The organism is Streptomyces sp. HSG2, from assembly GCF_016598575.1.
Classification (GTDB): Bacteria; Actinomycetota; Actinomycetes; order Streptomycetales; family Streptomycetaceae; genus Streptomyces.
This window is the reverse complement of the sequence record NZ_CP066801.1, coordinates 2,006,947-2,030,827: the sequence shown is the minus strand read 5'-3', so window position 1 is coordinate 2,030,827 and position 23,881 is coordinate 2,006,947. Positions and strand designations below refer to the sequence as shown.

The window sequence follows — 23,881 nt, the reverse complement described above, 5'->3', positions numbered from 1 at the left end:
CGCCGGCCGGGGCCCGGGACCCCGGCCGGCGGGCGCGGGTTCTCGGTCGAAGTGAGAGCAAGGGCACGCACGAGCCGACCTCTGGCTATTGCAACTCGTTCGCAGGTGCCGTCATCATCGTTGCCGTGCATGTACCTGACGGATTCATCGATGCCCCCACCTCCGCCGCGGCAGCGGTCGTCGCGGCCGGCGCCGTCGCGGTCGGCCTGCGTGGCGCGCGACGCGAGCTGGACGAGCGGACCGCCCCCCTGGCCGGCCTCGTCGCCGCGTTCGTCTTCGCCGTGCAGATGCTGAACTTCCCGGTCGCGGCCGGTACCAGCGGACACCTGCTCGGCGGGGCGCTGGCGGCGATCCTGGTCGGTCCCTACACGGGCGTTCTGTGTATATCGGTGGTCCTGCTCATGCAGGCGGTCCTGTTCGCCGACGGCGGCATCACCGCGCTCGGGGTGAACGTCGTCTGCATGGGCGTGGTCGGGACGGTCGTCGCCTACGCGGTCTTCCGAGGCCTGGTCAAGGTGCTGCCGCGCTCCCGGCGCTCGGCCACCGCGGCATCGTTCGTGGCGGCCCTGCTCTCCGTCCCCGCCGCCGCGCTCGCCTTCACCCTGTTCTACTGGGTCGGCGGCACCACCGACATCGGGATCGGCAAGGTCGCCGGGGCCATGGTCGGTGTGCACCTCCTCATCGGGGTGGGCGAGGCGGCCATCACCGCGTTCACCGTCGGCGCGGTCCTCGCCGTCCGCCCCGACCTGGTGCACGGCGCCCGAGGGCTTGCCCGACCGCTCCGACTCCGGGTCGGCGGCCGACTCGTCGAAGCCCCCGCCGGTCCGGCCGCGGCGGAGCCCGCCGCCCGCCGCTCTCCCCGTCGTCTCTGGGCGGCCGGCCTCTTCGTGTCGCTGCTGCTCGCCGGGTTCGTCAGCTTCTACGCGTCCGCCTCGCCGGACGGCCTGGAGAAGGTGGCCGAGGAGACCGGCTTCGCCGATTCGGCGACGGAACACCACAGCGCCGGCTCTCCGCTCGCCGACTACGGCGTGGCCGACGTCGCCGACGCCCGGCTCTCCGGCGGCCTGGCGGGCGTGATCGGTGTGACCGCCACCGCGGTCGGCGGCACGGCGGTGTTCTGGGCCGTGCGTCGCCGCCGCTCGGGCGGTCGGACACCGGCGGAGACGAGCGTCTGAGGTGGGTGCCGGACACGCGCACCGCCTCTACCGGCACGGCTCGTCGCCGGTGCACACCCTGCCGCCGCACACCAAGCTGGCGGCCGTCCTCGCCTTCGTGGTGGTCGTCGTCTCGACTCCGCGTGAGGCGGTGTGGACCTTCGGCCTCTACGCCGTCCTGCTCGCGGCCGTGGCCGTCGTCGCACGAGTGCCTCCCGGCTTCCTGCTGAGGCGGATGCTGATCGAGGTGCCGTTCGTCGCCTTCGCTGTGCTGCTGCCGTTCGTGGCCGAGGGCGAGCGGGTCGAGGTGCTCGGGGCGTCGCTCAGCGTCGGCGGGCTGTGGGGGGCCTGGAACGTCTTGGCCAAGGGAACCTTGGGGGTGGCCGCGTCGGTGTTGCTGGCCGCCACCACCGACCTGCGGGAGCTGCTGCTGGGTCTGGAGAGACTGCGGCTGCCGCCGCTGCTGGTCCAGATCGCCTCGTTCATGATCCGGTACGGTGATGTCATCACCGACGAGATGCGGCGGATGAGGATCGCCCGGGAGTCCCGCGGTTTCGAGGCCCGGGGCGTGCGTCACTGGCGGGTGTTGGCCACCTCGGCCGGCGCCCTGTTCATCCGCTCCTACGAGCGCGGCGAACGCGTTCACCTGGCGATGCTCAGCCGCGGCTACAACGGGGCCATGCCGGTGATCGACGAAGTGACCGCCTCCCGGGCGCAGTGGGCCCACGCCCTCGCCCTCCCCGCGACCGCCCTCGCCCTCTGCCTCCTTGGATGGACCCTTTGACCGACACACCCGCCTCGCTGGAGGTGTCCGGCCTCGCCTTCGCCTATCCCGACGGCCACCAGGCCCTCTTCGGGGTCGACTTCTCGATCGCGCGAGGCGAGCGCGTCGCCCTGCTCGGCCCCAACGGCGCGGGCAAGACCACCCTGGTCCTGCACCTCAACGGCATCCTGACGGCCGGCGCCGGCACGGTGCGGGTGGGAGGGCTCCCCGTGGACCGGACGCACATGGCGGAGGTCAGGCGTCGGGTCGGCCTCGTCTTCCAGGACCCCGACGACCAGCTCTTCATGCCGACCGTGCGGGAGGACGTGGCCTTCGGCCCCGCCGCCGCGGGGCTGCGGGGAGCGGAGCTGGAGGAGCGGGTGGACCGGGCGCTGGCCCGGGTGGGGATGGCGGACGTCAAGCACCGGCCCCCGCACCACCTCTCCTTCGGACAGCGCCGCCGGGTGGCGGTGGCGACGGTCCTGTCCACGGAACCGGAGATCCTGGTCCTCGACGAGCCCTCGTCCAACCTGGATCCGGCCTCCCGCCGCGAGCTGGCGGACATCCTTCTCTCGCTGGACGTCACGGTCCTCATGGTCACGCACGACCTGCCCTACGCGCTCCAGCTGTGCCCCCGTTCGCTGGTCCTGGGGGACGGCGTGATCGCGGCGGACGGCCCCACGGCGGACCTGCTGGGCGACGCGGAGTTCATGCGGGCCCACCGGCTGGAGCTGCCCTTCGGGTTCGACCCGGCCTCCGCGGCGGCGGTCCGCTGACCGAACGGCGGGTCGCGCGCCGACCCCCGGCCTCGGGACACGTGCCGCCGGCGGGGCGACGGCCAGACGAGGCGGGCGTCAGATGTGGATCGGGTGGGAGACGCGGCCGGACGCGTCGTCGATCTCGCCGTGCGCCTTGGAGAGCAGGCGCATCGCCAGCTCGTTCAGCGCTCGGGCGCCGGCGATCTCCTCCCCGACCCGGGGCTGGTTGGGGTCCGACCGGTGTCGGCTGGCGTGCCCCTGGCCTCGCACCTCGGCACCGTCGGGGAGCCGTACCAGCGCCGCCGCCCGGGTGTGCTGGTCGTCTTCCATGAACTCCAGCTCGACATGCCATCCCACTGTGGTGTGCATACGATCACCTCCGAAGCCCTCCCTTCCAGGGTGCCCCGCCCCGGCGCGGGTCGCATCCAGCCGCCCCGGCGCCCGGGAGCGGGAGCACGGGAAGGGACAAGGGTGTGGGCCCCCCGGGACGGGAGGCCCACACACCACGGGCCGGTCTCGCCGTCGCGTGTCAGGCGCGGACCAGTTCTTTCTCCCCGTCGTCGAGACCGGGGTCGTCGCCGGCGCGCAGCCCCTCGCCCTCGACGTCCACGTTGGGCAGGGCGCGGTCCAACCACTTCGGGAGCCACCACGCCCGGTCGCCGAGCAGGGCCAGGACGGCCGGGACGATCGCCATGCGGACCACGAAGGCGTCGAAGAGCACCGCGACGGCCAGACCGAAGCCGATCATCTTGACCATGGATTCGCTGGAGCCGATGAAGCCAGCGAAGACCGCCATCATGATGACCGCCGCGGCGGTGACCACCCGGGCTCCGTGTCGGAAGCCGGTGACCACGGCCTGGCGAGGCTTCTCCCCGTGCACGTACGCCTCGCGCATCCGGGTCACCAGGAAGACCTCGTAGTCCATGGCCAGGCCGAAGACCACGCCCACCATGAAGATCGGCATCATCGACATGACCGGGCCGGTCTCCTCGACCCCCACGAGTCCGGCCAGCCAACCCCACTGGAAGACGGCGACCACGGCGCCGAGGGCGGCCAACACGCTCAGCAGGAAGCCGAGGGCGGCCTTGAGCGGCACCAGGATCGACCGGAAGACCACGATCAGCAGCAGGAAGGCCAGGCCCACGACCAGCGCGAGGTAGGGCAGCAGGGCGTCGTCGAGCTTCTCGCTGACGTCGATGTTCATCGCGGTGGAGCCGGTGACCAGGACGTCCGCGCCGGTGTCCGAGGCGATGGCGGCCCCCGCGTCGCGAATGGCGTGGACGAGCTCCTCGGTCTCGACGGAGGACGGCTTGGAGTCCGGGATCACCGTGATCATCGCGGTGTCGCCGTCCTTGTTGGGCTGCGGCTGGGTCACCGCGACCACCCCCGGCAGGCCCCGGATCTCCTCGGCGACATCGGTGAAGACGGTCCCCGGAGCGTCGCTGTCCCGGGCGTCGGCCACCACGAGGAGCGGTCCGTTGAAGCCCGGGCCGAAGTTCTCCGAGACGAGGTCGTAGGCGCGCCGCTGGGTCGTGGAGGTCGGCTGGGAGCCGTCGTCGGGCAGCCCCAGTTCGAGCGAGCCGGCCGGCACGGCGGCGACGCCGAGTCCGACGACGCCCAGGAGCAGCACGGCCAGGGGCCGGCGGACGACGAAGCTCGCCCAGCGCGTGCCCAGGTTGGCCCGGGGCGCCGGGTCCGGCGTCGCGTCCTCGCCCCCGGCCTGGCGCCGCCCGCGCTTCTCGCCGGCCGGGGTGACCTTGCGACCCGCGTAGCCGAGGAGGGCCGGGATCAGGGTGAGGGCGATGACGACGGCGATGGCGACGGTGCCGGCCGCCGCGACACCCATCTTGGTCAGCATCGGAATGTCGACCACCGCGAGGCCGACCAGGGCGATGACGACGGTGAGACCGGCGAAGACCACCGCGGAGCCGGCCGTGCCGGTGGCCCGTCCGGCGGCCTCCTCGCGTTCGCGTCCCTCGGCGAGTTCGGCCCGGTAGCGGGAGACGATGAACAGGGCGTAGTCGATGCCGACCGCGAGGCCGATCATCATCGCCAGGGTGGAGGTGGTGGTGCCGAGTTCCAGCGTGCTGGCCAGGGCCCCGATGGTCGAGACGCCGATCCCGACGCCGATCAGGGCGGTCACCAACGGAAGCCCGGCCGCGACCAGCGAGCCGAAGGTGACGATCAGGACGACTGCGGCGACCCCGATACCGATCACCTCGGTGGCGCCGGTGTGCGGCACCGCCTGGAGGGCGTCGCCGCCGATCTCCACCGTCAGCCCGCTCTCCCGGGCCGACTCGGCGGCGTCCTCCAGCGCGTCCTTGCTCGACTGCTCCAGTTCGAAACCGGAGACGTCGTAACGCACGGAGGCGTAGGCGACGGTACCGTCCTGGCTGACCGAGCCGGCGGTGTAGGGGTCGGCGACCGAGGTGACCTCGGAGCCGTCGGCCAGCTCCTTCACGGTCTTCTCGACCGTCGCCTTGTTCACGGCGTCGGTCATCGACTCGCCGTCCGGCGCCTGGAAGACGATGCGTGCGGTCGCGCCGTCGGCGCTGGTGCCGGGGAAGCGCTCCTCCAGCAGGTCGAAGGCCTTCTGGGCCTCCGTGCCGGGTATGGAGAACGAGGTGGAGCCCGCGGGTGGGGCGCCGGCGGCGCCGACACCCGCCAGCGTGAGGAGGGCCACCCAGACGAGGGCGACGACGTGCCGTCGTCGGAAGGACAGACGGCCGAGTTTGTAGAGGAACGTGGCCACGGAGGCGTACTCCCGGTCAGGTCGTGGTGGTTCAGGGCGGGGAGGGGCAGCCCGACGACGTGAGCGGCGACGTCAAGGTGGGCTTGCGGGGAGATGTCAGGTGGTGGGGACGCCGAGGGCGGGGAGGACCACGGCGTCGATGTAGGAGTGCAGGAAGGCTCGGGTGGGCGGCTGGTCGTCCAGGAGCGTCCGGGTGGCGAAACCGCCGGCGAGCATCGGCACCAGGAAGTCCAGGGCCGGGCAGTCGGCCCGCAACTCGCCCCGGTCGATGGCGCGTTGCAACAGCCCGCGGAAGGCCCGGGTCTCCGGCTCGACGAGCTGTTCCCGGAACGCCTGGCGCAGGTCGGGGTTCTGGTGCAGGGCCATGGCCACACCGCGCATCAGTGCGGAGTTCCGCTCCATGGTGCAGTCGTCGTCGCGGGCCGTGAGGGCGTGCAGGTCCCCGCGGAGGGAACCGGTGTCGACCTCGTCGATCTCGACGGGCTTGCTCTGCCGGATCGCCTTCACCACCAGCTCGGCCTTGCCGCCCCACTGGCGGTAGAGCGTGGCCTTGCTGGAGCGGGTCCGGGCGGCCACGGCGTCCATGGTCAGCGCGTCGTAGCCCACCTCGCGGAGCAGGTCGAGGACCGCGCCGTACAACTCGGCCTCGCGTTCGGGAGTGAGCCTGCTGCGACGTGCCGTCGCCGTCTCGGCCATCCCCCTCTCACCTCCTCCGAACGATACCGTTTCGTACACATGGACACCGTAGCCCATCGCCCGCGCGAAACGAAACGGTTTCGTTCGTGGATGTGCGTGTATCGGATCACGTTCCGCCGGGACCGCCGGTGACCGGCTCTCCGGCGCGGTCGACGCCCCCTGCGAACCCGCGTGCCCGGCTCGCGCGCGGGCCCCGACGGGTGTGGCTCAGGACCTCCGGTCGCCCCGCCGACGCTCGTCCGCCGCGCCCCCCGCCCCGACCAGACCGGTCGGCGGGCCGGCCGGTCGGTCGGCGAAGCGCCGCATCTCCCGCCGCCCTCCTTCGGCGACGATCACGGGGAGGGCGCCGCGAGCCGCTTGCAGACCGCGCAACCACCACTGCCCGTAGACATGCGTCGAGCGCCGCTCGATCCCCTTGACGAGCCGCTCCACCGCCGGCTCCAACGGGTAGGTCTTCCCGGCCGGCCAGGGCAGTCGTCGCCTCGACTCGCGCAGCCGCGCGTTCTCGTCCGCGCCGCGCACCATGTCGGTGTCGGTCCAGGACAGGTAGCCGATCCCGACCCCCACCCCCCGATGCCCGACCTCCGCCCGCAGGCTGTGCGCGTACGCCTCGACACCCGCCTTGGACGCGCAGTACGCCGTCATCATGGGCGCGGGCACGATGGCGGCCAGGGAGGCGATCTGCAGCAGATAGCCACGCTGGGCCAGGAGCGCCGGAAGGAAGGCCCGAGCCGTCACCGCCGAACCGATCAGGTTCACCTCGATCACCCGACGCCAGACGTCCGGGTCGGAGTCGGCGAACGGACCGCCGGCGGCCACACCCGCGTTGGCCACGACGACGTCGACCCGCCCGAACCGTTCCCGGACCGACGCGGCCACCGCGTCCATTGCCTCATGGTCGGTGATGTCGACGTGCCAGTGTGCGCTCTGCCCGGGCAGCCGGGCGGAGACCCTCTCCAGCTCCTCTGGTTCCAGCCCGAGCAACGCCAGGCGCGCTCCCCGGGCGGACAGGGCGCGCGCCGACGCCGCGCCGACCCCCCGCGCCGCCCCGGTGACGACCGCGACCCGTCCCGCGAGAGCGCCCCCGCTCACGACGCCCCCTCCGATCGGGACACGGACCCCGCGGAACGGTCGGCGCCGCCCGGACGACGGGGTGCGCCGGTCGCCCCGGGCCGGGAGGCGCCCGGCCGGAGCCCACCGCAGTCCTCGGACACCTCGATGGCGTCGTCCCCTTCCGTCGCCTCCGCCGCGGACGGCGAGGCGGAGGCGCCCGTCGCGGCCCGCGACGCGGGAATCCGCGCCGCCACCAGGGCTCGTATCCGGTCGGTGACCAGCCACGGCGCCTCCACCGGCGTCATGTGACCGATCCCGGGTACCTCGACCAGCCCCAGGCAGTCCGGGAGCCGTGCCACCAGGGCGCGGGCGAGCGTCGGAGGGGTGAGCCGGTCCGCCGTGCCGACCAGGACCTCGGTGGGCATCCGTAGCTCGCCCGCCTCCCGGTCCAGGTCGAGACGGTGGAGCATGCGCGACCAGTCCAGGCGCGCCCGGCGCGGACAGGCGTGCACGATCCTGGCGCACGCCTCGACCATGGCGGGGGTCGAACCGGGCCCCATCGTCGCGTACTTGAGCACGGCGCGGCTGACCGGGGTCACCGGGCCGAGCGGGGCCCGGGTGGTGAGCGCGGCTCGCGTGAGCAGGGACCGCGCTCGACCGGCCGGCAGCGGCACCAGCGTCGCCGCCTCGACCAGTCGCGCGCTGCCGGTGCTGCACAGCAGGGCCCCCGCCGCGTGCTCGCGCATCGCCGGACGCGCGGCGGCGGCCAGCACCGCCATGCCGCCCATCGAGTGTCCGACGACGACCGCGCGCTCCCCCGGCGCGAGGGTGGCGCGCAGCACCGCCTCCAGGTCGTCGGCGAGGACCCGGGTGTCGCAGCCGCCCTTGGCCGGGGTCCGGCCGTGACCCCGCTGGTCGTAGACGATCACCCGATGGTCGTCGGAGAGGGCGCGGACCTGCGCGGCCCAGAAGGCGGTGGAACAGGTCCAGCCGTGGGACAGGACGACCGCCGGCGCGCCCGACGGACCGTGGATCTCGACGTGGAGGGGGGAGCCGTCGGCGGAGGTGACGGCCGGCCGTCCGGCCGGGGCGGGGGGCGCGTAGGGCCCGGCGGTCACGGCCGCGGGGCGGGTCACGCGCCCGCCCCCGCGCCGTGTCCGGCGGTCACGGCGGGGCCGCCGTCGTCGCCCGGCGGGCGCAGTACGTCGTACTCCGCCGGGTCCACGCGGCGGGTGGCCCTGCGGAACTCGGTCGTGGTCCCCGGCCACAGCGTGGTGTTGCGGCCCCCGGCGTCCAGGTACCAACTGGTGCAGCCGCCGGTGTTCCAGACCGTGCGTCGCATCCGCCCCTGGAGCCGGTGGTTCCAGGCGGCGACGGCGGCGGGCCGCGCGTCGAGCGCCGCGCCGCCGCCGAGGGTGTCCAGCAGGCGCAGGTAGTCGGCCAGGTAGTTCAACTGGGCCTCGATCATCAGGATCATCGAGGAGTTCCCGAGGCCGGTGTTGGGTCCGATCATGGTCATCCAGTTGGGGAATCCGGCGGCCGTCGCGCCGCGCAGCGCGGCCATGCCTCCGCTCCACGCCTCCGCGAGCGTGCGCCCCTCGGCTCCCACCACCCGCTCGGCGACGGGCATGTCGGTGACGCGGAAGCCGGTGCCGAAGATCAGGGTGTCGGCCTCCGTCTCGGTGCCGTCGGAGGCGACGAGGGTGGAGCCGCGCACTTCGGCGAGCCCGCCGGCGACCACGTCGACGTTGGGGCGGGCGACGGCGGGATAGAAGTCGTTGGACAGCAGGATCCGCTTGCAGCCGATCCGGTAGCGGGGGGTGAGCCTTTCCCGAAGAGCGGGGTCCGCGACGGCACGCGCCAGGTGACGGCGGGCCAGGCGCTCGACCGCGCCGAGCGCGCCCGGGTGCTTGGTGAAGGCCCGCACCTGAAGCTCGCGGACGGCCCAGAGGAGTCCGCGCCGCAGCCGTGTGGTGGCCGGCACGGCCCGGTGCACGGCCCGTTCGGTCTCCCCGATGGCCCGGTCCATGCGCGGCAGGACCCAGGCGGGGGTGCGCTGGAAGAGAGTGAGGTGGCCGACCCTCGGCTGGATGGCGGGCACGATCTGGATGGTCGAGGCGCCGGTGCCGACCACCGCGACCCTTCTGCCGGCCAAGGCGTGGTCGTGATCCCAGCGGGCGGTGTGGAACACCTTGCCCGGGAAGGTGTCGAGGCCGGGGATGTCGGGGACGCGTGGCTCGGAGAGCGGCCCCGTCGCCGAGACGACGACGTCCGCCGTCAACTCCCCGCGCGCCGTCTCGATCCGCCACCGCAGATTCCGCGTGTCCCAGGCCATGCGGCGAGCCTCGGTCCCGAAGCGGATGTGCGGGCGCAGGCCGAAGGTGTCGGTGACGTGTTCCAGGTAGTCGCGGATGTCCCGCCGCTCGGAGAAGGTGCGGGGCCAGTCGGAGTGCGGCGCGAACGAGAAGGAGTAGAGGTGCGACGGTACGTCGCAGGCGCACCCGGGGTAGCTGTTGTCCCGCCAGGTACCGCCGACCTCGTCCGCCCGCTCCAGGAGCACGAAGTCCGTGACCCCCTCCCGGCGCAACCGCACGGCGGCCCCCAGCCCGCCGAACCCCGAACCGATCACCGCCACCCGTACATGCTCGTGTCCGGCCATCCAGACGCCTCCACGCATCGCCGCTGGCCCCGACCGCCCCCGGGGACCCTGTCAGTGGACCTTCACGCAGAGGGGAGGCTAGAGGAGGTCGCTACCGAGGGGTAGGGGGCGAGCGGCGAATCGGTGCCCGGGACACCGCTCTCGGCCCGGACGCGCCGCCCCGACGCCGAAGCCCGGACCGGCCCCGCGAGAGGGGCCGACGGTGGGCGATCAGCGATCAGCGACCAGCGATCGGCGGTCGACGGTCGGCGATCAGCGGTCGGCGAAGACGGCGGTGACAGGCGCGTGGTCGCTCCAGCGCGCGGCGTGGCTGTCGGCCCGTTCCACGTACGCCCGCACCGCGCGCCCGGCCACGCCCCGCGTGCCGACGACCAGATCGATGCGCCACCCCGCGTCGTTGTCGAAGGCCCTGCCCCGGTAGGACCACCAGCTGTAGGGTCCCGCCACGTCCGGGTGCAGCGCCCGCGTCACGTCGACGTAGCCGCCTTCGGCCGGGTCGAGCACCCGCCCGAGCCACGCACGCTCCTCGGGCAGGAAACCCGACTTGGCCGTGTTCCCCCGCCAGTTCTTCAGATCGGCCTCGCGGTGCGCGATGTTCCAGTCGCCGCACACCAGCATCTCGCGCCCGTCGGCGGCGGCGCGCTCACGCGACTCCTTGAGGTGCCCGAGGAACTCGCCCATGAAACGGACCTTCTCGTCCTGGCGCTCGGTGCCCACCTCGCCGGAGGGGAGGTAGAGGGAGGCCACCGTCACGCCCGGCAGGTCGACCTCCACATAGCGACCGCTGTCGTCGAACTCGGCGGAGCCGAAGCCCACCCGCACCCGTTCCGGCTCGCGCCGGGTGAGAAGGGAGACACCGGCCCGACCCTTGAGCCGGGACGGGGCGTGGACGACGTGCCACCCGCGCGGGGCGCGGACGTGCTCGGGAAGCTGCGCCGGCTCCGCCCGGACCTCCTGGAGGCACACCACGTCGGCGGGGGTCGCGGCGAGCCACTCCACGAAGCCCTTCTTCGCGGCGGCGCGGAGTCCGTTGACGTTCACGGTGGTCACGGTCAGCATCCGGCGCACGATACCGCACACTGGACGGCGTCAACTATTGGATCTCGTTCACCCACAGGAGCAGAGACGTTGAACATCCGCCGGGTCCCCTTCGACCACCCCGACGCCGTCCGGCTGGACGACGCGGTGCAGGCCGAGTACCACGTCCGCTACGGCGACGGCGGCGACGCCACCACAGTGGACCCGACCGACTTCACCCCGCCCAACGGGCTGTACCTGATCGCCTACGCGGACGACGGCGCCCCGCTGGCCTCCGGCGGCTGGCGAGCCCAGGACGCCAACGACACGGGCAACCTCGACGGGGACGCCGAACTCAAGCGGATGTACGTGGTCGAGCACGCGCGCGGGCGCGGCCTCGCCCGGCGGGTCCTCGCCGCCCTGGAGGAGGACGCCCGCGCGGCGGGCAGGGTCCGCATGGTGCTGTCGACGGGCGAGCGGCAGCCGGAGGCCGTCTCCCTCTACGCCTCCAGCGGCTACGAGCCCTGCGAGAAGTTCGGCTACTACCGCTTCCACGAAGAGTGTCTCTGCTACGCCAAGCCCCTGCGCACGCTCCCCTCGCCGACCCTCGTGGCGGCGAGCTGACACGACGGGCGCGGCCGCCGACGTCGCACCGGGCCCCGGCCGGCGCGACCGGGGCCCGGTGCGAGGGGGAGCACCCCGCGTCTCCGAGGCCCTGCCCCTCGCGACCGCCGCCCCCGACTACGGCCCCGCCGTGGCGGCCATCCGCTCCATGGCCTCCCGGGCCTCGCGCATCTCGTCGCGGACCACGTCGTCGGCGCTCTCCGCCACGATCTCGTCGCGCTCCTCCCGTGGCAGGCCCTGGCAGTGCGCGGGCATGTCCCGGGCGATCTCGCTGCCGTCCGCGACGGCCGCCTCGACCTCCGCGACGGCCTCTTCCCGGCACTTGCCCGCGTCGGGCCGGACGGGACCGTCTCCGGGCAGGAGCAGGACCAGCGCCGCGGCGAGGGCCGCCACCGTGGTGATCACGCCCGCGAGGAGTACCGGGCGTTTCCGGACGGTCTGGGCGAGGGGCTTCACGAAGGGTCCTTCCGGTGGTGGTGGTGTCGGTGAGGCGGCGGACGGGGGTCCGTGCGGGCCGCACGGGGCCGCGGCCCCGTCGCCTACGGATCCCCGCGGGCCCGGTCGGGCCCGACCGGGTCAGGTCAGGTCGAGGTAGTCGCCCCAGTCGGCGGTCATCACGATCTTGACCATCTCCTCGGTGTCGGTCTTGCTCGGGTGGTAGACGCGGATGTTGCCGGTGTCGGTCTCCCTGGCCCACAGGTCGGGGATTCCGTCGCCGCTGGTGTCCGGGATGGAGACGACCCGGTCAAGGTTCTCGGCGGTCCAGTGGGTTCCGTAGAGGGTGTCCTTGCCCTCGCGGGAGTTGACGGCGAGGGCGAGGGACATCGGGTCGAGGCCCTCGCCGCCCGCGACGGGCTCGCCGTGCCGGATGTACATGTTGCCGTTGTCCGGGTTGCGCCAGAGCAGGTCGGCGGTGCCGTCCAGATCCACGTCGACGAGGCTGATCAGGTCGCGACCGGCCCAGGTGCCGCCGCCGAGGAGTCGGACGGCGTCGGTGTACGCGCCGGCGGTGTACCCGCCGAGGAACCACAGTTCGCCGGCGTCGGTGACGATCATGAGGTCGCCCTCGCCGTTCCCGGTGACGTCACCGGCGGTCCGCATCTCGTCCCAGGTGGCGGGGTCCGGGGCGTTGTCCGGCAGCAGGACTCGCACGCGCTGGTCGGTGTCGGTGCTGCCGTAGCCGTCGCCGGGGTAGATCCACAGGCCGCCGTCCGGGGTGCGGGCCAGGATGTCGGTGAGGCCGTCGCCGGGGTGGAGGTCGCCCCACTTGGAGATCAGCGCGTGCTTCTTGGACGTGGCGGTGGCGTCCGGGTCGTACCAGTGCCCGGGAGGCGTCTGGCGTCCGGTGCCGTCGTAGGAGGCGTAGAGCCCCCCGTAGACCTCGCCGCCCACCTCACCGGGATAGGTGTAGAGGCTTCCGTCGCCCTTGATGACGACGAGGTCGGGTTGGGCGTCGCCGGTCACGTCGCCGGGACCGTCGTCGGTGCTGCCCGCCGGGATGAACGTCCGGATCTGGCCCCGGACGGAACGGTTGCCGACGGCGTCGAACGCGTAGGCGTGGATGTACGTCGGGCCGGCGGTGGGCGCCCGCAGCGTGATCGTGACGGGCTCGCCCTGGGCCGCGCGGGTCACCGACTCGACGAGGTGACCCGAGACGGCGTTGCGGTCGACGCGGAAGGTCTGCCCGTTGCCCGGGTCGTCGAGATGGATGTAGGTGTAGTTGATCCCGTTGAAGGCGATGGCGTAGCGCGTGGCCGAGGCGCTGGAGTCCAGGACCACGGTGCCGGTCGTCCCGTGCGGGGCGTCGACGGCCCAGTTGCTGCCCTCGTCGTTGACCTCCGGGTAGTCGGAGGAGGTCAGGGTGGGCGCGGCGGGCGCGGTGTCGTCGACGGTGAAGCGACAGGGGTCGGGACCGTCCGGGAAGTAGGTGGATACGGCGCCCTCGGTGTCCTCGGAGCGGATGTCCCAGGAGTAGGTCTTGCCGTCGGCGAGCCGCGACGCCGGGACGGTGACCGAGGCGGTCTGGGTCTTCGAACCGCCGGTGCCGGTGACGACCTTGTCCAGGATCTTGGTGCTCGCTCCCGTCTCCCAGAGGCGGAAACGCAACCCCTTGAGGTTGGAGTCCAGGTCGGTGGCGGTGGCGCTCATGACGACGTCCGTGAGACCGACCACCTCCTCGCCGATGACGGTGTCGCACGAGCCGTTGGAGATCGTCCCCTTGACGGGCTGCTCCGGGGCGCGGTTGTAGTGGACGGTGAGGACGGCCGAGTTCGCGTCGAACTTGCGCCAGGTGTACTTCGAGGTCTCCGTGGTGGCCTCCAGACCCAGCGTCAGGTAGGTCCAGCCGCCGTCGGCCGCGTCCTGCGCGCCGGACTTGGCGTCATAGGACACGTAGGCGTCCGGGCAGGCGCTGCCGTAGCCGTGGGCGAACGACTTGGCGTCGAGCTCGCGCTTCTTGCTCGGCTTGTTGTTCCACGTCGTCGACGTGGAGATGGAACCGGTCTGCCAGAGCTCGATCTGCCGCTTCTCGCAGGACCAGGAGTGGACGTTCTTGATCTTCCAGGAGGCGGAGAGGATCTTCGACCCGGCGATGCCGCCGCCGAAGTTCATCTTCCAGTACGAGCGGGCCAGGCCACCGGTCTGGGTCTCGTAGCCGACCCGCGCCTCGTCCGTTCCGCCGCCGAAATTGGTGCCGTTGTAGAAGTTGCTGTTGGGGTAGGGGCGGTAGGCCATCGTCCACCCCTTCTCCGTCCGCTCGACCGTGGGGTCGAGGAAGACGGGGAACCGCACCTCGCCCCGCTCGACGAGATCGCCGGTCAGCAGGCCGGTCGCCTCGGCGTCCAGGGTGAGGGTCGCCGAGCCCGTGCCCTCGCCGTCGAGCCGGGCCGGCAGGACGGCCGTGGCCGAGCCGGGCTCGGGGCCGGTGAGTCCGGTCAGCGCGAGGGTGTTCCTGGCGGTGGTGGTGTCGGTGTACGGCTCCGCCTCCGGGTCCTCGGGGCTCTCCAGCCCGTCGGAGTCCCAGGCGAAGGGCGTGGGGATGGCGCCGACGACGTCGCCGGTGTCGGCGGCGGTGATGGTCACCCCGCCGGTCTCGGCGTCCAGGGTGAACTCGGCGGTGTCCGAGGCCAGGCCGTAGGAGACCGCGCGCAGCGCCTCCTGCCGGGCCGCCTCCTCGTCCTTGACGATCAGCAGCTGTCCGAAGCCGCCCACCTCCCGCGCCACCAGGAGGAGGTCCACCCCGGGGAGCACCTCCCGGTACAGCGCGCGGTTGCCCTCGACGACCGGGTCGGGCAGCTCGCCCGGCCAGGAGTAGGTGATGGTGTGCCCCTCGTACCGGGCGGAGGCGAGGAAGGTCTCCGGCACCTCGGCCTCGGCGACCTTCCGGGCCTCCCCCCGGGAAGCGGTGGGACGCCACACGGCGGCGACGGCCGGCCCCGTGCCCTCGCCGGCGCTCGCCGTCGCCGGGCCCGTTCCGCCGGCACCACGTTCGGCCGCGGCCTTCCCCGCGAACTCCACCGCGCCCGGCGTGTTGGCCGGACGCAGCCGTCCGCCGTCCCCGACGGACCGCAACCGGGCGTCGACGGGCGCCCAACTCCCGTCCGGACGCTGGGCGCGGACGGGCACCGCGTGGCTCTCGGTGCGCCAGGTCCCGTCGGGCAGGGCGTAGGTGAGGGAGGACTCGGTGGTCTCCGTCTCCACCACCACTTCCTCGTCCGTCTCCCGCGCCTCGCGCATCGCCGCCTCGGCGCCGGCGGGGGCGTCGTCCTTGTCCGCGCCCGGCGACGCGGCACCGGTCGTGCCCGAGTGCCAGGGTGCCCAGGTCAGGAGGCCCGCCACCAGGGCGGCGACGAGCGACACGGCCAGGACGGCGATACGGGATCGCGGCCCGGCCTGGACGAGCGAACGGCTGGGTGATCGGTCGGACACGACGGCAGGCTCCCCGGGAACACGACGGGCACGGCGCCCGTCCCCCCGCCAGGTGATCACGACTGCGAACCTGGGCGCGTTCGGGCACGGGCCCGCACACGTTGCCGTGCGAACGGGGCCGTTGTCGATGGCGGACCGGAGACCCGAACGTGATCGATTCGTTGTCGATCACCGGGCGTGACACCGGGTAGGTCGGTGATCATCCTTTTTCCGGGCATTCGGCTCCGGGCGATCAGTCGGCAATGACCGACTTCCCGCACTTCACACCCCTTAGGGGATTGTTCCGACCATCCTGAGTCGATCTTGGTGGCTATTCCGGGGGGCATTCCGTGTCCGACTCGTGACCGGTCGCTGTGCGTCACCTGTACGGACTCGGTGAGAGTCGTGAAAGCTCCCGTGCCCAGTGCGCGAATGTCCGTCATTCATGCGCGCGTTCGCTGCAATTCGCTGGTTTCGAGGGTCCCGGCGCGCCTCTGACGGGGCGTGGGGTGGGGAGTTACGTGATGCGTCGTCGGATCGGGATGTCCTGGTCGGGGCGGGGACGATTGGCCGTGCCGGCCGCGGTGCGAGCCCGGCGCCGGCCGAGACGCGCCGCGCTGGTGATCGTGCTGTCCACCGTGTTGACCGTCGCTCCGATGACGGGCACGGCCTTCGCCGTCCCCGGAGACGGGATGGACCGCGCGTCCAACGCCAAGGTGGACCTGCCGGAGCTGGACGAGGCGACCGCCGTCGACCTCGACTCGGACGAGCCCACCGAGCTGTCGCGCCCGGCCGACGTGCCGGTGGAGGAGTACGAGCCCGCGCACGTGGCCCCCTGGGACGCGGCGACGGACCAGACCGCCGACCTGACGGAGCTGGACGCGGGCGAGTCGGTGCAGGTCGGCACCACCCCCGTCAAGCTCGGCGTGCCCGAGGGCGAGGACCCGGACTCCCTCGCCGGTACCTGGGAGGTGGACCTCGCCTCCGTGGACGCCTCCACCGAGGCCAACGTGCCCGGCGTGCTGATGGCGGTGACCCCGCCCGAGGGGGTCGACCCCACCGCCTCCGTGGCCGTCGAGGTCGACCACAGCACCTTCACCGACCTGTTCGGCACCCAGGCCGCGGACCGCTTCCGGCTGACCGTGCTGGAGGACTGCTCGCTCCCCGACACCTCCACGCTCGACTGCGGCGGCGAGGGCGTCACGACGATGTCCGTCGACGAGGGAACCGGCCCCGAGTTGGTGCCGGTCGAGTCCTCCGTCGAGGTGGACCGGGTCCTCTCCGCGCCCCGGTCCGGGGCCGAGCCCGCGGAGACCGAGCGGCGCCTGACCGGCGTCGTCCCGGTCTCCCTGCTCACCGACGCCGGCGCCCCCACGACCCCCGACACGGGCAGGGACACGCCGACCGCGCCGGAAGGCGAGGAGAAGACGCCCGGGGCCGACGAGCCGTCCCCGACGCCGGACGCCGAGGAGTCCGACACCCCGCTGCCGGACGCCCCGGCGCGGGCGTCCGAGGGCACGAGCGCGCGCCCGGCAGCCTTCCGGGCCGCCGGCACGGGCGACTCCCCCACCGTCATGGGCGCCATCGATCTGGGCGCCTCCGCCTCCGGCGACTTCACCGCCAGCCCGCTGTCCTCCTCGGGCGACTGGGCCGCCGGCTCGTCCTCCGGGGCCTTCACCTACTCCTACGGCCTCCAGGTGCCCGAGGTGCCCGGCGGGCTCGCCCCGGACGTCTCCTTCGCCTACTCCTCGCAGACCGTCGACGGGCGCACCAGCGCCTCCAACAACCAGGCCTCCGCGATCGGCGACGGCTGGGACTACCAGCCCGGCTCGATCACCCGGCGGTACGTCAACTGCAAGCAGGACGCCAAGGCCCGCGCAGGCGGCAACAACGCCAAGCACCCCACCCACGATCTCTGCTACGGCTCGAACAACGCCACGATGACCCTGGGCGGACAGACCGTCAGCCTGGTGTGGGAGTCGGGCAAGGGCTGGACGACGTCCTCCGGCGACGGCTCCAAGGTCGAGCTGCTCAAGGACACCGGGCTGAACAACGGCGACGCGGACGGGGAGTACTGGCGCGTCACCACCCAGGACGGCGTCCAGTACCACTTCGGACGCAACCGACTTCCGGGATGGAAGGACGGCGAGGCGGAGACCGGCTCGGTGTTCACCGTGCCGGTGGCCGGCAACCACGACGGCGAGCCCTGCCACAAGGCGGGCGATTTCGCCGGCTCCTTCTGCGACCAGGCGTGGAAGTGGAACCTCGACTACGTCGTGGACCCCAACGGCAACGCCATGACCCTGTGGTGGACCGCCGAGACCAACCGATACGCCCAGAACTGGCAGTTCAAGAAGCCGGTGACCTACGAGCGCGGCGGCTGGCTGCGCCACATCGACTACGGCCTGCGCTCCGACTCCCTCTACACCACCGCGGCACCGGCGCGCGTCTGGTTCACGATGGAGGAGCGCTGCTTCGCCGAGGGCTCGCTGGCCTGCACCGAGGCCAACTTCACGGCCAAGGACCCGGGCAAGTACCGCATCTGGTACGACACCCCCGTCTCCCTGCAGTGCAAGGACACCGGCGACTGCTGGAACGCGGCGCCGTCGTTCTTCACCCGCAAGCGGATCGACAAGGTCTCCACCAGCGCCCAGCGCAAGGAAGGCTCCTCCTCCCGGTACACCGTCGACGTCTACCAGCTGAAGCAGTCCTTCCCGACGATGACCACGGGCGCCAACACGGCACTGTGGCTGGAGTCGATCACCCGCACCGGATACGGTCCGGGCGGCGCCAGTGGCGGCGTGTACGAGACGCTGCCGCCGGTGACTTTCCAGGCGTCCGGCGAGTACATGCCCAACCGGGTCCTGCGCGGCGCTGACGACCCCCGCCCCGGCTTCGCCCGGCAGCGCATCGGCCGCGTCGTCAACGAGTACGGCGGGGAGACCGTCGTCACCTACTCCACCCCGTCCGGGGCCTGCGCGACCGGGGAGGGCTTCCCTGAGCAGGACGAGAACGACCAACTCTGCTACCCCGTCGCCTGGCATCCGGACCCGTCGGTCGACAACGAGATCGACTGGTTCCACAAGTACGTCGTCACCCAGGTCGAGGAACTCCCCGCGGTGTCCGGCGCGCAGGCGACGGCCACGGCCTACGAGTACGGGACCCCGGCCTGGCAGCGGGCCGAGTCGGAGTTCTCCAAGAAGAACCAGCGCACCTGGGCGAAGTTCGCCGGCTTCGACACCGTCACCACCATCACCGGCAGCGACGACAACCTCACCTCCGCCAAGCGCTCCAAGGGCATGGTCCGCTTCTACCGCGGGCTGGGCACCGACGTGTCAGTCGAGGACGTCACCGGCGCCGAGATCGGCAAGGACCACAAGGCGTTCGCCGGGCGCATCGCCGAACAGGTCGACTACCCCTCGGCCACCGCCGACCGGGCCACCGGCTGGATCAGCCGCTCCACCACGGAGCTGACCGCCACCGAGCTGGCCCGCCGAGACCTGGGCGACGGGCTGGACGACCTGGTGGCCTGGCGGGTCACCGAGACCGCCGAGAACTCCTGGACGAAGTCGTCCGGCTCCGGGGACGACCCCCGCACCCTGCGCCGAATCGGTTCCTCCACCCGGTACGACGACGACGGCCTGCCCACCCACATCGAGATGCTCGGCGACACCGGAGTGAGCGGCGACGAGTCCTGCACGTTCACGGAGTACACCGGCAACCCGGACAAGCACCTGATCGGGCTGACCCGGCAGATCCGCACGTCCCCCACGACCTGCGCCGCCGCCGACTTCTCCGACCTGTCGACCCTGGTCGAGGCATCCAGGGTCGCCTACGACGGGGCCGGGTACGGCACCGCGCCGACCCGGGGCATGCCCACCGAGACATGGACGCTGAAGGGCGACGGCTCCGGCTTCACGTCCAACGGGACCACCGGCTACGACGCCCTCGGGCGGACGGTCCAGGTCACCCAGCCGGGCCGGACGGCCTCCGCCACCATCGCCTACGACCCCGCCGCGGGCCTGCCGCACCGGGTGACCGAGACCAACGAACTCGGCCACACCAGCGTCGAGACCGTCGAGACGGGCCGGGGCACCACCCTCACCACCACCGACGCCAACCAGCACACCGGCCAGGCCGTCTACGACCCGCTCGGCCGCCTGGTCCAGGCCTGGGGCCCGGGGCGCGCCCCCGGCACCCACGAGGTCCCCGACCTCCAGGTGCGCTACGAGGTCCACTCCGGAGAACCCGCCGCGGTCGTCGTCGGCACCCGGGGTCACGAGGACCGCGTGGAGACCTCGGTGACGGTGTACGACGGTCTCGGCCGGGTCCGCCAGACTCAGGAGCCCGCCACCGGCGGAGGGCGACTGATCACCGACACCCTGCACAACGCGTCCGGGGAGGTGTGGAAGACCAACAACGCCTACTTCACCACCGGCGAACCGAGCACGACGCTGTTCTTCCCGGAGACCTCCGGCGAGGTCCCCAACGCCACCCGCTACACCTACGACGGCATGGGACGCGTCCTCACCGAGGTCCCGATCCTCGACGGCGTCGACGTCCCGGAGCGCCGGACCTCGTACGAGTACGGGCTGGACCACTCCACCGTGGTCAACCCGCCGGGCACCGCCTCCTACCGGGCCTGGACCGACGGCCTGGGCCGCACCACCCGCGTCGACACCTTCTCCGACGTCGCGCGCACCACCTTCGAGTCGATCCGCTTCACCTACGACGAGCACGGCCGGCCGGCCGAGGCCCGCGAGGACGACGGCACCGCCTGGACCTGGAAGTACGACGCGATCGGCCGGATCGTCGAGAGCACCGACCCCGACACCGGCACCTCGAAGACGACGTACGACGACCTCGACCGCCCGGTCACCACCACCGACGCGCGCGGCACCACCCTGTGGACGGGCTACGACATCCTCTCCCGTCCCATCCTGACCCGGGAGAACGACTCCTCCGGCCGGCTCCTCGGCGCCTACTCCTACGACCAGGCCGGCGGCGGCGTCGGCATGCCGTACTCGGCGCTGCGCTACACCGAGTCGGGCGACGCCGCCCAGACCCTGATCAGCGGCTACACCAACGACTACCAACCGACGGTCACCTCGACCGCCCTGCCCGAGGACCTGGCCGACCAGTACGGCCTCGAACCCCGCTACACCTACACCCAGACGTACACCGAGGCGGGACTGCCGCACTCCACCCGACTGCCGGCCGTCGGCGCGCTCCCGGCCGAGGAGGTCATCAACCGGTACGACGAGGAGGGCCTCACCGACTCCGTCTCCGGCCACGACTGGTACGGAAGCCAGACCGTCTACTCCCCCTACGGCCAGGTCCTGCGTTCGACCCTCGGCTCCAACCCCTACCGGGTCTGGTCGACGGCCTCGTACGACGAGGCGTCGGGCGAGCTGACCGGCATGGAGACCTGGCGCCAGCAGGCCGGGGAGAGCGGCGTCGTCACCGGAAACAAGGTGTCGGCCACCTCCTACACCTACGACGGCGCGGGGAACATCACCTCCCTGCGCCAGGGCGCCGCGGGCATCCGCGAACGCCAGTGCTTCCGCTACGACCTGGTCGGACGCCTCAACGAGGCGTGGACCTCCGCCGACCAGGACGCCTGCGCGACCGGCGGCGCCGACTCGGCCGCCGACGTGGCCAAGGGCGAGGACGGCTCCGGCTACTGGACCGACTACGCCTACGCCGGGCTGTCCGCCGAGCGCGCCTCGATGGTGGAACACGATCTCGCCGGTGACTCCGCCAGGGACACGGTCACCACTTACGGCTATGGTGCCGGGGCGGCGGGGCCGCACGCGTTGACGTCGCTGGTGCACGAGTACACCAGCGAGGCCGGCGCCAGGGTGAGGCAGACCCTGGCCCGTGTCCACGACGCGGCGGGCAACACCACCTCGATCACCGGCGCGAGCGGCGACACCCAGGAACTGACCTGGACCCACGACGGACTTCCCGAGACCGTGTCGGGCCAGGGCACCAACGGCCGCACCACCTACCGGACCGTCGACGACATGTGCCTGGACGTGCAATCCGGGCTGGCCGCCACCGACCAACCTCTCCAGGTCTACTCCTGCAACGGTACCCAGGCCCAGAAGTTCGCCTTCGTCCCGGACCGGCCCGACACCGACGCCGACACCGGCGGCCTGCGCGCCTTCGGCCACTGGTGCGCCACCGCCACCGGTACCACGTCCGGCTCGGCCATGACAATCCGCGAGTGCGCGGGCACCGCCGCGCAGGAGTTCTCCCGTGACGAGACCGGCGCCCTGCGGCATGTGCCCTCCGGGCTGTGCGTGGCGGTGCCGGGAAGCTCACCGGCCGCGGGCACGGACCTGAGACTCGCCGCGTGCGACTCCTCGGCCGCCGCGCAGCGCTTCCACCCCCAGGACCAGGCCCGCTACGTCTACGCACCCGGCGGCACCCGCCTGCTGACACTGCGCGGCCAGGAGGCGACCCTGCACCTGGGCGAGGCCGAGATCACCAACGACAAGGACGGCGCGCCGGTGCGGGTGGAGCGCACCTATGCCGTCCCGGGTGGCAGCGTGCTGCGCTACGCCTACGGCTCGTACGCCGCGGGTACCTCCCGGATGGCGGCGTTGACGTACGACCATCAGGGGTCGGCCTATGCCGAGGTCGCCTTGGAGAGCGGGATGGAGACCCGCGTGCGCAAGACCGATCCGTTCGGTGCCGCGCGCAAGGGTTCGGACACCGCGCACAGGTTGCAGACCGCCCAGGGGTTCCTGGGTGCCGGCCGGGACGATTCCACCGGGTTCACGATGCTCGGTGCCCGGTTGTACGAGCCGGGGACGGGTCGTTTCCTGTCGGCCGACCCGGTGCTGGATCTGCTGGACCCGATGCAGCGTGGGGGCTACGCCTACGCTCACAACAACCCGGTCACCTACAGCGATCCCACGGGTCTGTCCATCTCGCTGAGTTCCAAGGAGATGTCGCTGGCCTTGGCTGGTGCCGGTCTGTCGATGGCCGATGTCTCCCAGGCCAAGCGGGACGCCAACCGGTCGATGGCGTCCGCGGTCGCCTCCGCTGCCGGGTCGATCCTGCGGGACTTCCTCGGCATCAACGACATCATGTCCTGTGTCGGGGGCTCGGTCTGGTCCTGCGCGAACGTGGTCCTGGACCTGATGCCGTGGACCAAGGCCTTCAAGATGGCGGGCAAGGTCTACTCGGCCGTCAAGAAGGTCATGAGTGCCGTCAGTGCCTGGCGCAAGGCCAAGGCGGCGGCGCAGCGGGTGCTGTCGAAGGCGAAGGCCGCCATAGCCAAGGCCAAGGCGGCCAAGAAGAAGCGGATCGAGCAACGGAAGAAGGCCGCTCAGGCGAGGAAGAAGAAGGCCGCCGAGAAACGCCAGACCACCAGCAACCGGGCGTCTCAGGTAGCGCGGAAGACCGGAAATCCCAAACAGAAGACGGCCCAGGCGAAGGCGGCTCCGAAGGTCTCCGCCGCCCGTTCCTCCGGTGCCGGCGGCAGTGGCGGCAAATCGAGCACGAGCACGAGCACGAGCAAGAGCGGTTCCGGTAGCGGGTCGGGTGGTGGCTCCAGCGGCGCTTCCGCCCGCTCCAATGGCGGCACCAGCGGTGGCGGGAACACCAGCAAGCCCGCCGACTCCTGCGCGACCGGCAACAGCTTCGCCACCGGCACCCGCGTGTTGATGGCCGACGGCACCGCACAACCCATCGAGGAACTCGAGGGCGGCGACACCGTCGTGGCCACCGACCCCGAGACCGGCGAGACCTCCGCCGAGAAGGTGACCGCTCAGATCACCGGCAAGGGCGAGAAACACCTCGTCAAGATCACCCTGGACACCGACGGCGACCAAGGCGACCAGACCGCCGACATCACCGCGACCGACGGACACCCCTTCTGGGTCCCCGAACTCGGCCAGTGGATCGACGCCACCGACCTCACCCCCAACACCTGGCTCCAGACCGCCGCCGGCACCCACGTCCAGATCACCGCAATCAAACGCTGGACCACCCCCACCACCACCGTCCACAACCTCACCATCACCAACCAACACACGTACCATGTACTGGCGGGGCAGACGCCGGTCCTGGTTCACAACTGCAACGCAACCTACGGGGGCCTGGATCAAAGTGGGCGCGCTACCGGCGTCGAGGCGATGCTCACTCCTAGTAATATCGGAGGCAAGACGAGTCCTTCGGTTGACCCGGCCGGTTGGCAGAGCGGACAGGGGTACAATCGCGCGCACCTGTTGGCGGCAGTGCTGGGAGGGGTGAACAATGACAAGAGAAATTTCGTCACGATGCACGCGTATGCGAATTCTCCCGTGATGCGAGGGTTCGAGCTACAGGTTCGTGATGCCGTCAAAGCCGGTGAGAATATTTTGTACAGGGCGACGCCGATTTACTCTGGAAGTAATCCACTTCCCTTGGGGGTTACGCTTTCTGGGCGTGGAAACGCAGGATTCTCTCTGGATGTCACGATCGTCAACAGGAAAAGGTGACCCCGAA

At 72.0% G+C, this 23,881-nt stretch carries 14 protein-coding genes; 5 read left to right on the top strand and 9 right to left on the bottom strand.

Annotated features, from left to right (window positions below; translation table 11 throughout):
• The first annotated feature begins 125 nt into the window (after positions 1-125).
• Genes JEK78_RS08285 through JEK78_RS08275 form a run of 3 tightly spaced genes read left to right on the top strand, consistent with a single transcriptional unit; the run spans position 126 to position 2,693 of the window.
• Positions 126-1,175, top strand: a complete 1,050-nt coding sequence (locus JEK78_RS08285; RefSeq protein WP_200263463.1) for an energy-coupling factor ABC transporter permease — start codon at positions 126-128, stop codon at positions 1,173-1,175.
• Position 1,176: 1 nt separating this feature from the next.
• A complete protein-coding gene (gene cbiQ, locus JEK78_RS08280) occupies positions 1,177-1,938 on the top strand; it encodes a cobalt ECF transporter T component CbiQ (protein WP_200263462.1) in 762 nt (253 codons plus the stop codon).
• Complete coding sequence (locus JEK78_RS08275) at positions 1,926-2,693, top strand: ABC transporter ATP-binding protein (protein ID WP_200263461.1); 768 nt, start codon at positions 1,926-1,928, stop codon at positions 2,691-2,693. The genes cbiQ and JEK78_RS08275 overlap by 13 nt, the downstream gene beginning before the upstream one ends.
• A gap of 78 nt (positions 2,694-2,771) precedes the next feature.
• On the opposite strand, the gene JEK78_RS08270 is transcribed toward JEK78_RS08275, so the two are convergent.
• From JEK78_RS08270 to JEK78_RS08240, 7 genes are all read right to left on the bottom strand, one after another.
• Positions 2,772-3,044, bottom strand: a complete 273-nt coding sequence (locus JEK78_RS08270) for a DUF1876 domain-containing protein (RefSeq protein WP_200263460.1) — start codon at positions 3,042-3,044, stop codon at positions 2,772-2,774.
• A gap of 160 nt (positions 3,045-3,204) precedes the next feature.
• Positions 3,205-5,427, bottom strand: a complete 2,223-nt coding sequence (locus JEK78_RS08265; protein WP_200263459.1) for an MMPL family transporter — start codon at positions 5,425-5,427, stop codon at positions 3,205-3,207.
• Positions 5,428-5,523: 96 nt separating this feature from the next.
• The gene (locus tag JEK78_RS08260) at positions 5,524-6,123 is read right to left on the bottom strand and encodes a TetR/AcrR family transcriptional regulator (protein ID WP_200263458.1); all 600 of its coding nucleotides are present in this window, start codon (positions 6,121-6,123) and stop codon (positions 5,524-5,526) included.
• Between the two features lie 207 nt (positions 6,124-6,330).
• Positions 6,331-7,215, bottom strand: coding sequence for an SDR family oxidoreductase (locus JEK78_RS08255; RefSeq protein WP_200263457.1), 885 nt, complete (start codon positions 7,213-7,215; stop codon positions 6,331-6,333).
• A complete protein-coding gene (locus JEK78_RS08250; RefSeq protein WP_200263456.1) occupies positions 7,212-8,312 on the bottom strand; it encodes an alpha/beta hydrolase in 1,101 nt (366 codons plus the stop codon). The genes JEK78_RS08255 and JEK78_RS08250 overlap by 4 nt, the downstream gene beginning before the upstream one ends.
• Entirely contained in the window at positions 8,309-9,835 is a 1,527-nt protein-coding gene (locus JEK78_RS08245; protein WP_200263455.1) for an NAD(P)/FAD-dependent oxidoreductase, read from the bottom strand. Before JEK78_RS08245 ends, JEK78_RS08250 begins: the two co-directional genes overlap by 4 nt.
• Positions 9,836-10,087: 252 nt before the next feature.
• Positions 10,088-10,894 carry an exodeoxyribonuclease III gene (locus JEK78_RS08240; protein WP_200263454.1) on the bottom strand — a complete coding sequence of 269 codons (807 nt, stop codon included), beginning with the start codon at positions 10,892-10,894 and terminating at the stop codon, positions 10,088-10,090.
• 69 nt (positions 10,895-10,963) lie between these two features.
• On the opposite strand from JEK78_RS08240, the gene JEK78_RS08235 reads away from it, so the two are divergent.
• Positions 10,964-11,476, top strand: a complete 513-nt coding sequence (locus JEK78_RS08235) for a GNAT family N-acetyltransferase (RefSeq protein WP_200263453.1) — start codon at positions 10,964-10,966, stop codon at positions 11,474-11,476.
• Positions 11,477-11,593: 117 nt separating this feature from the next.
• Here JEK78_RS08235 and JEK78_RS08230 read toward each other — a convergent pair whose 3' ends face one another.
• Positions 11,594-11,932 carry a hypothetical protein gene (locus JEK78_RS08230; RefSeq protein WP_200263452.1) on the bottom strand — a complete coding sequence of 113 codons (339 nt, stop codon included), beginning with the start codon at positions 11,930-11,932 and terminating at the stop codon, positions 11,594-11,596.
• Positions 11,933-12,052: 120 nt separating this feature from the next.
• The gene (locus JEK78_RS08225; RefSeq protein WP_200263451.1) at positions 12,053-15,403 is read right to left on the bottom strand and encodes a DNRLRE domain-containing protein; all 3,351 of its coding nucleotides are present in this window, start codon (positions 15,401-15,403) and stop codon (positions 12,053-12,055) included.
• A gap of 503 nt (positions 15,404-15,906) precedes the next feature.
• Here JEK78_RS08225 and JEK78_RS08220 point away from each other — a divergent pair.
• Positions 15,907-23,874, top strand: coding sequence for a DNA/RNA non-specific endonuclease (locus tag JEK78_RS08220; protein ID WP_200263450.1), 7,968 nt, complete (start codon positions 15,907-15,909; stop codon positions 23,872-23,874).
• Positions 23,875-23,881 lie beyond the last annotated feature (7 nt).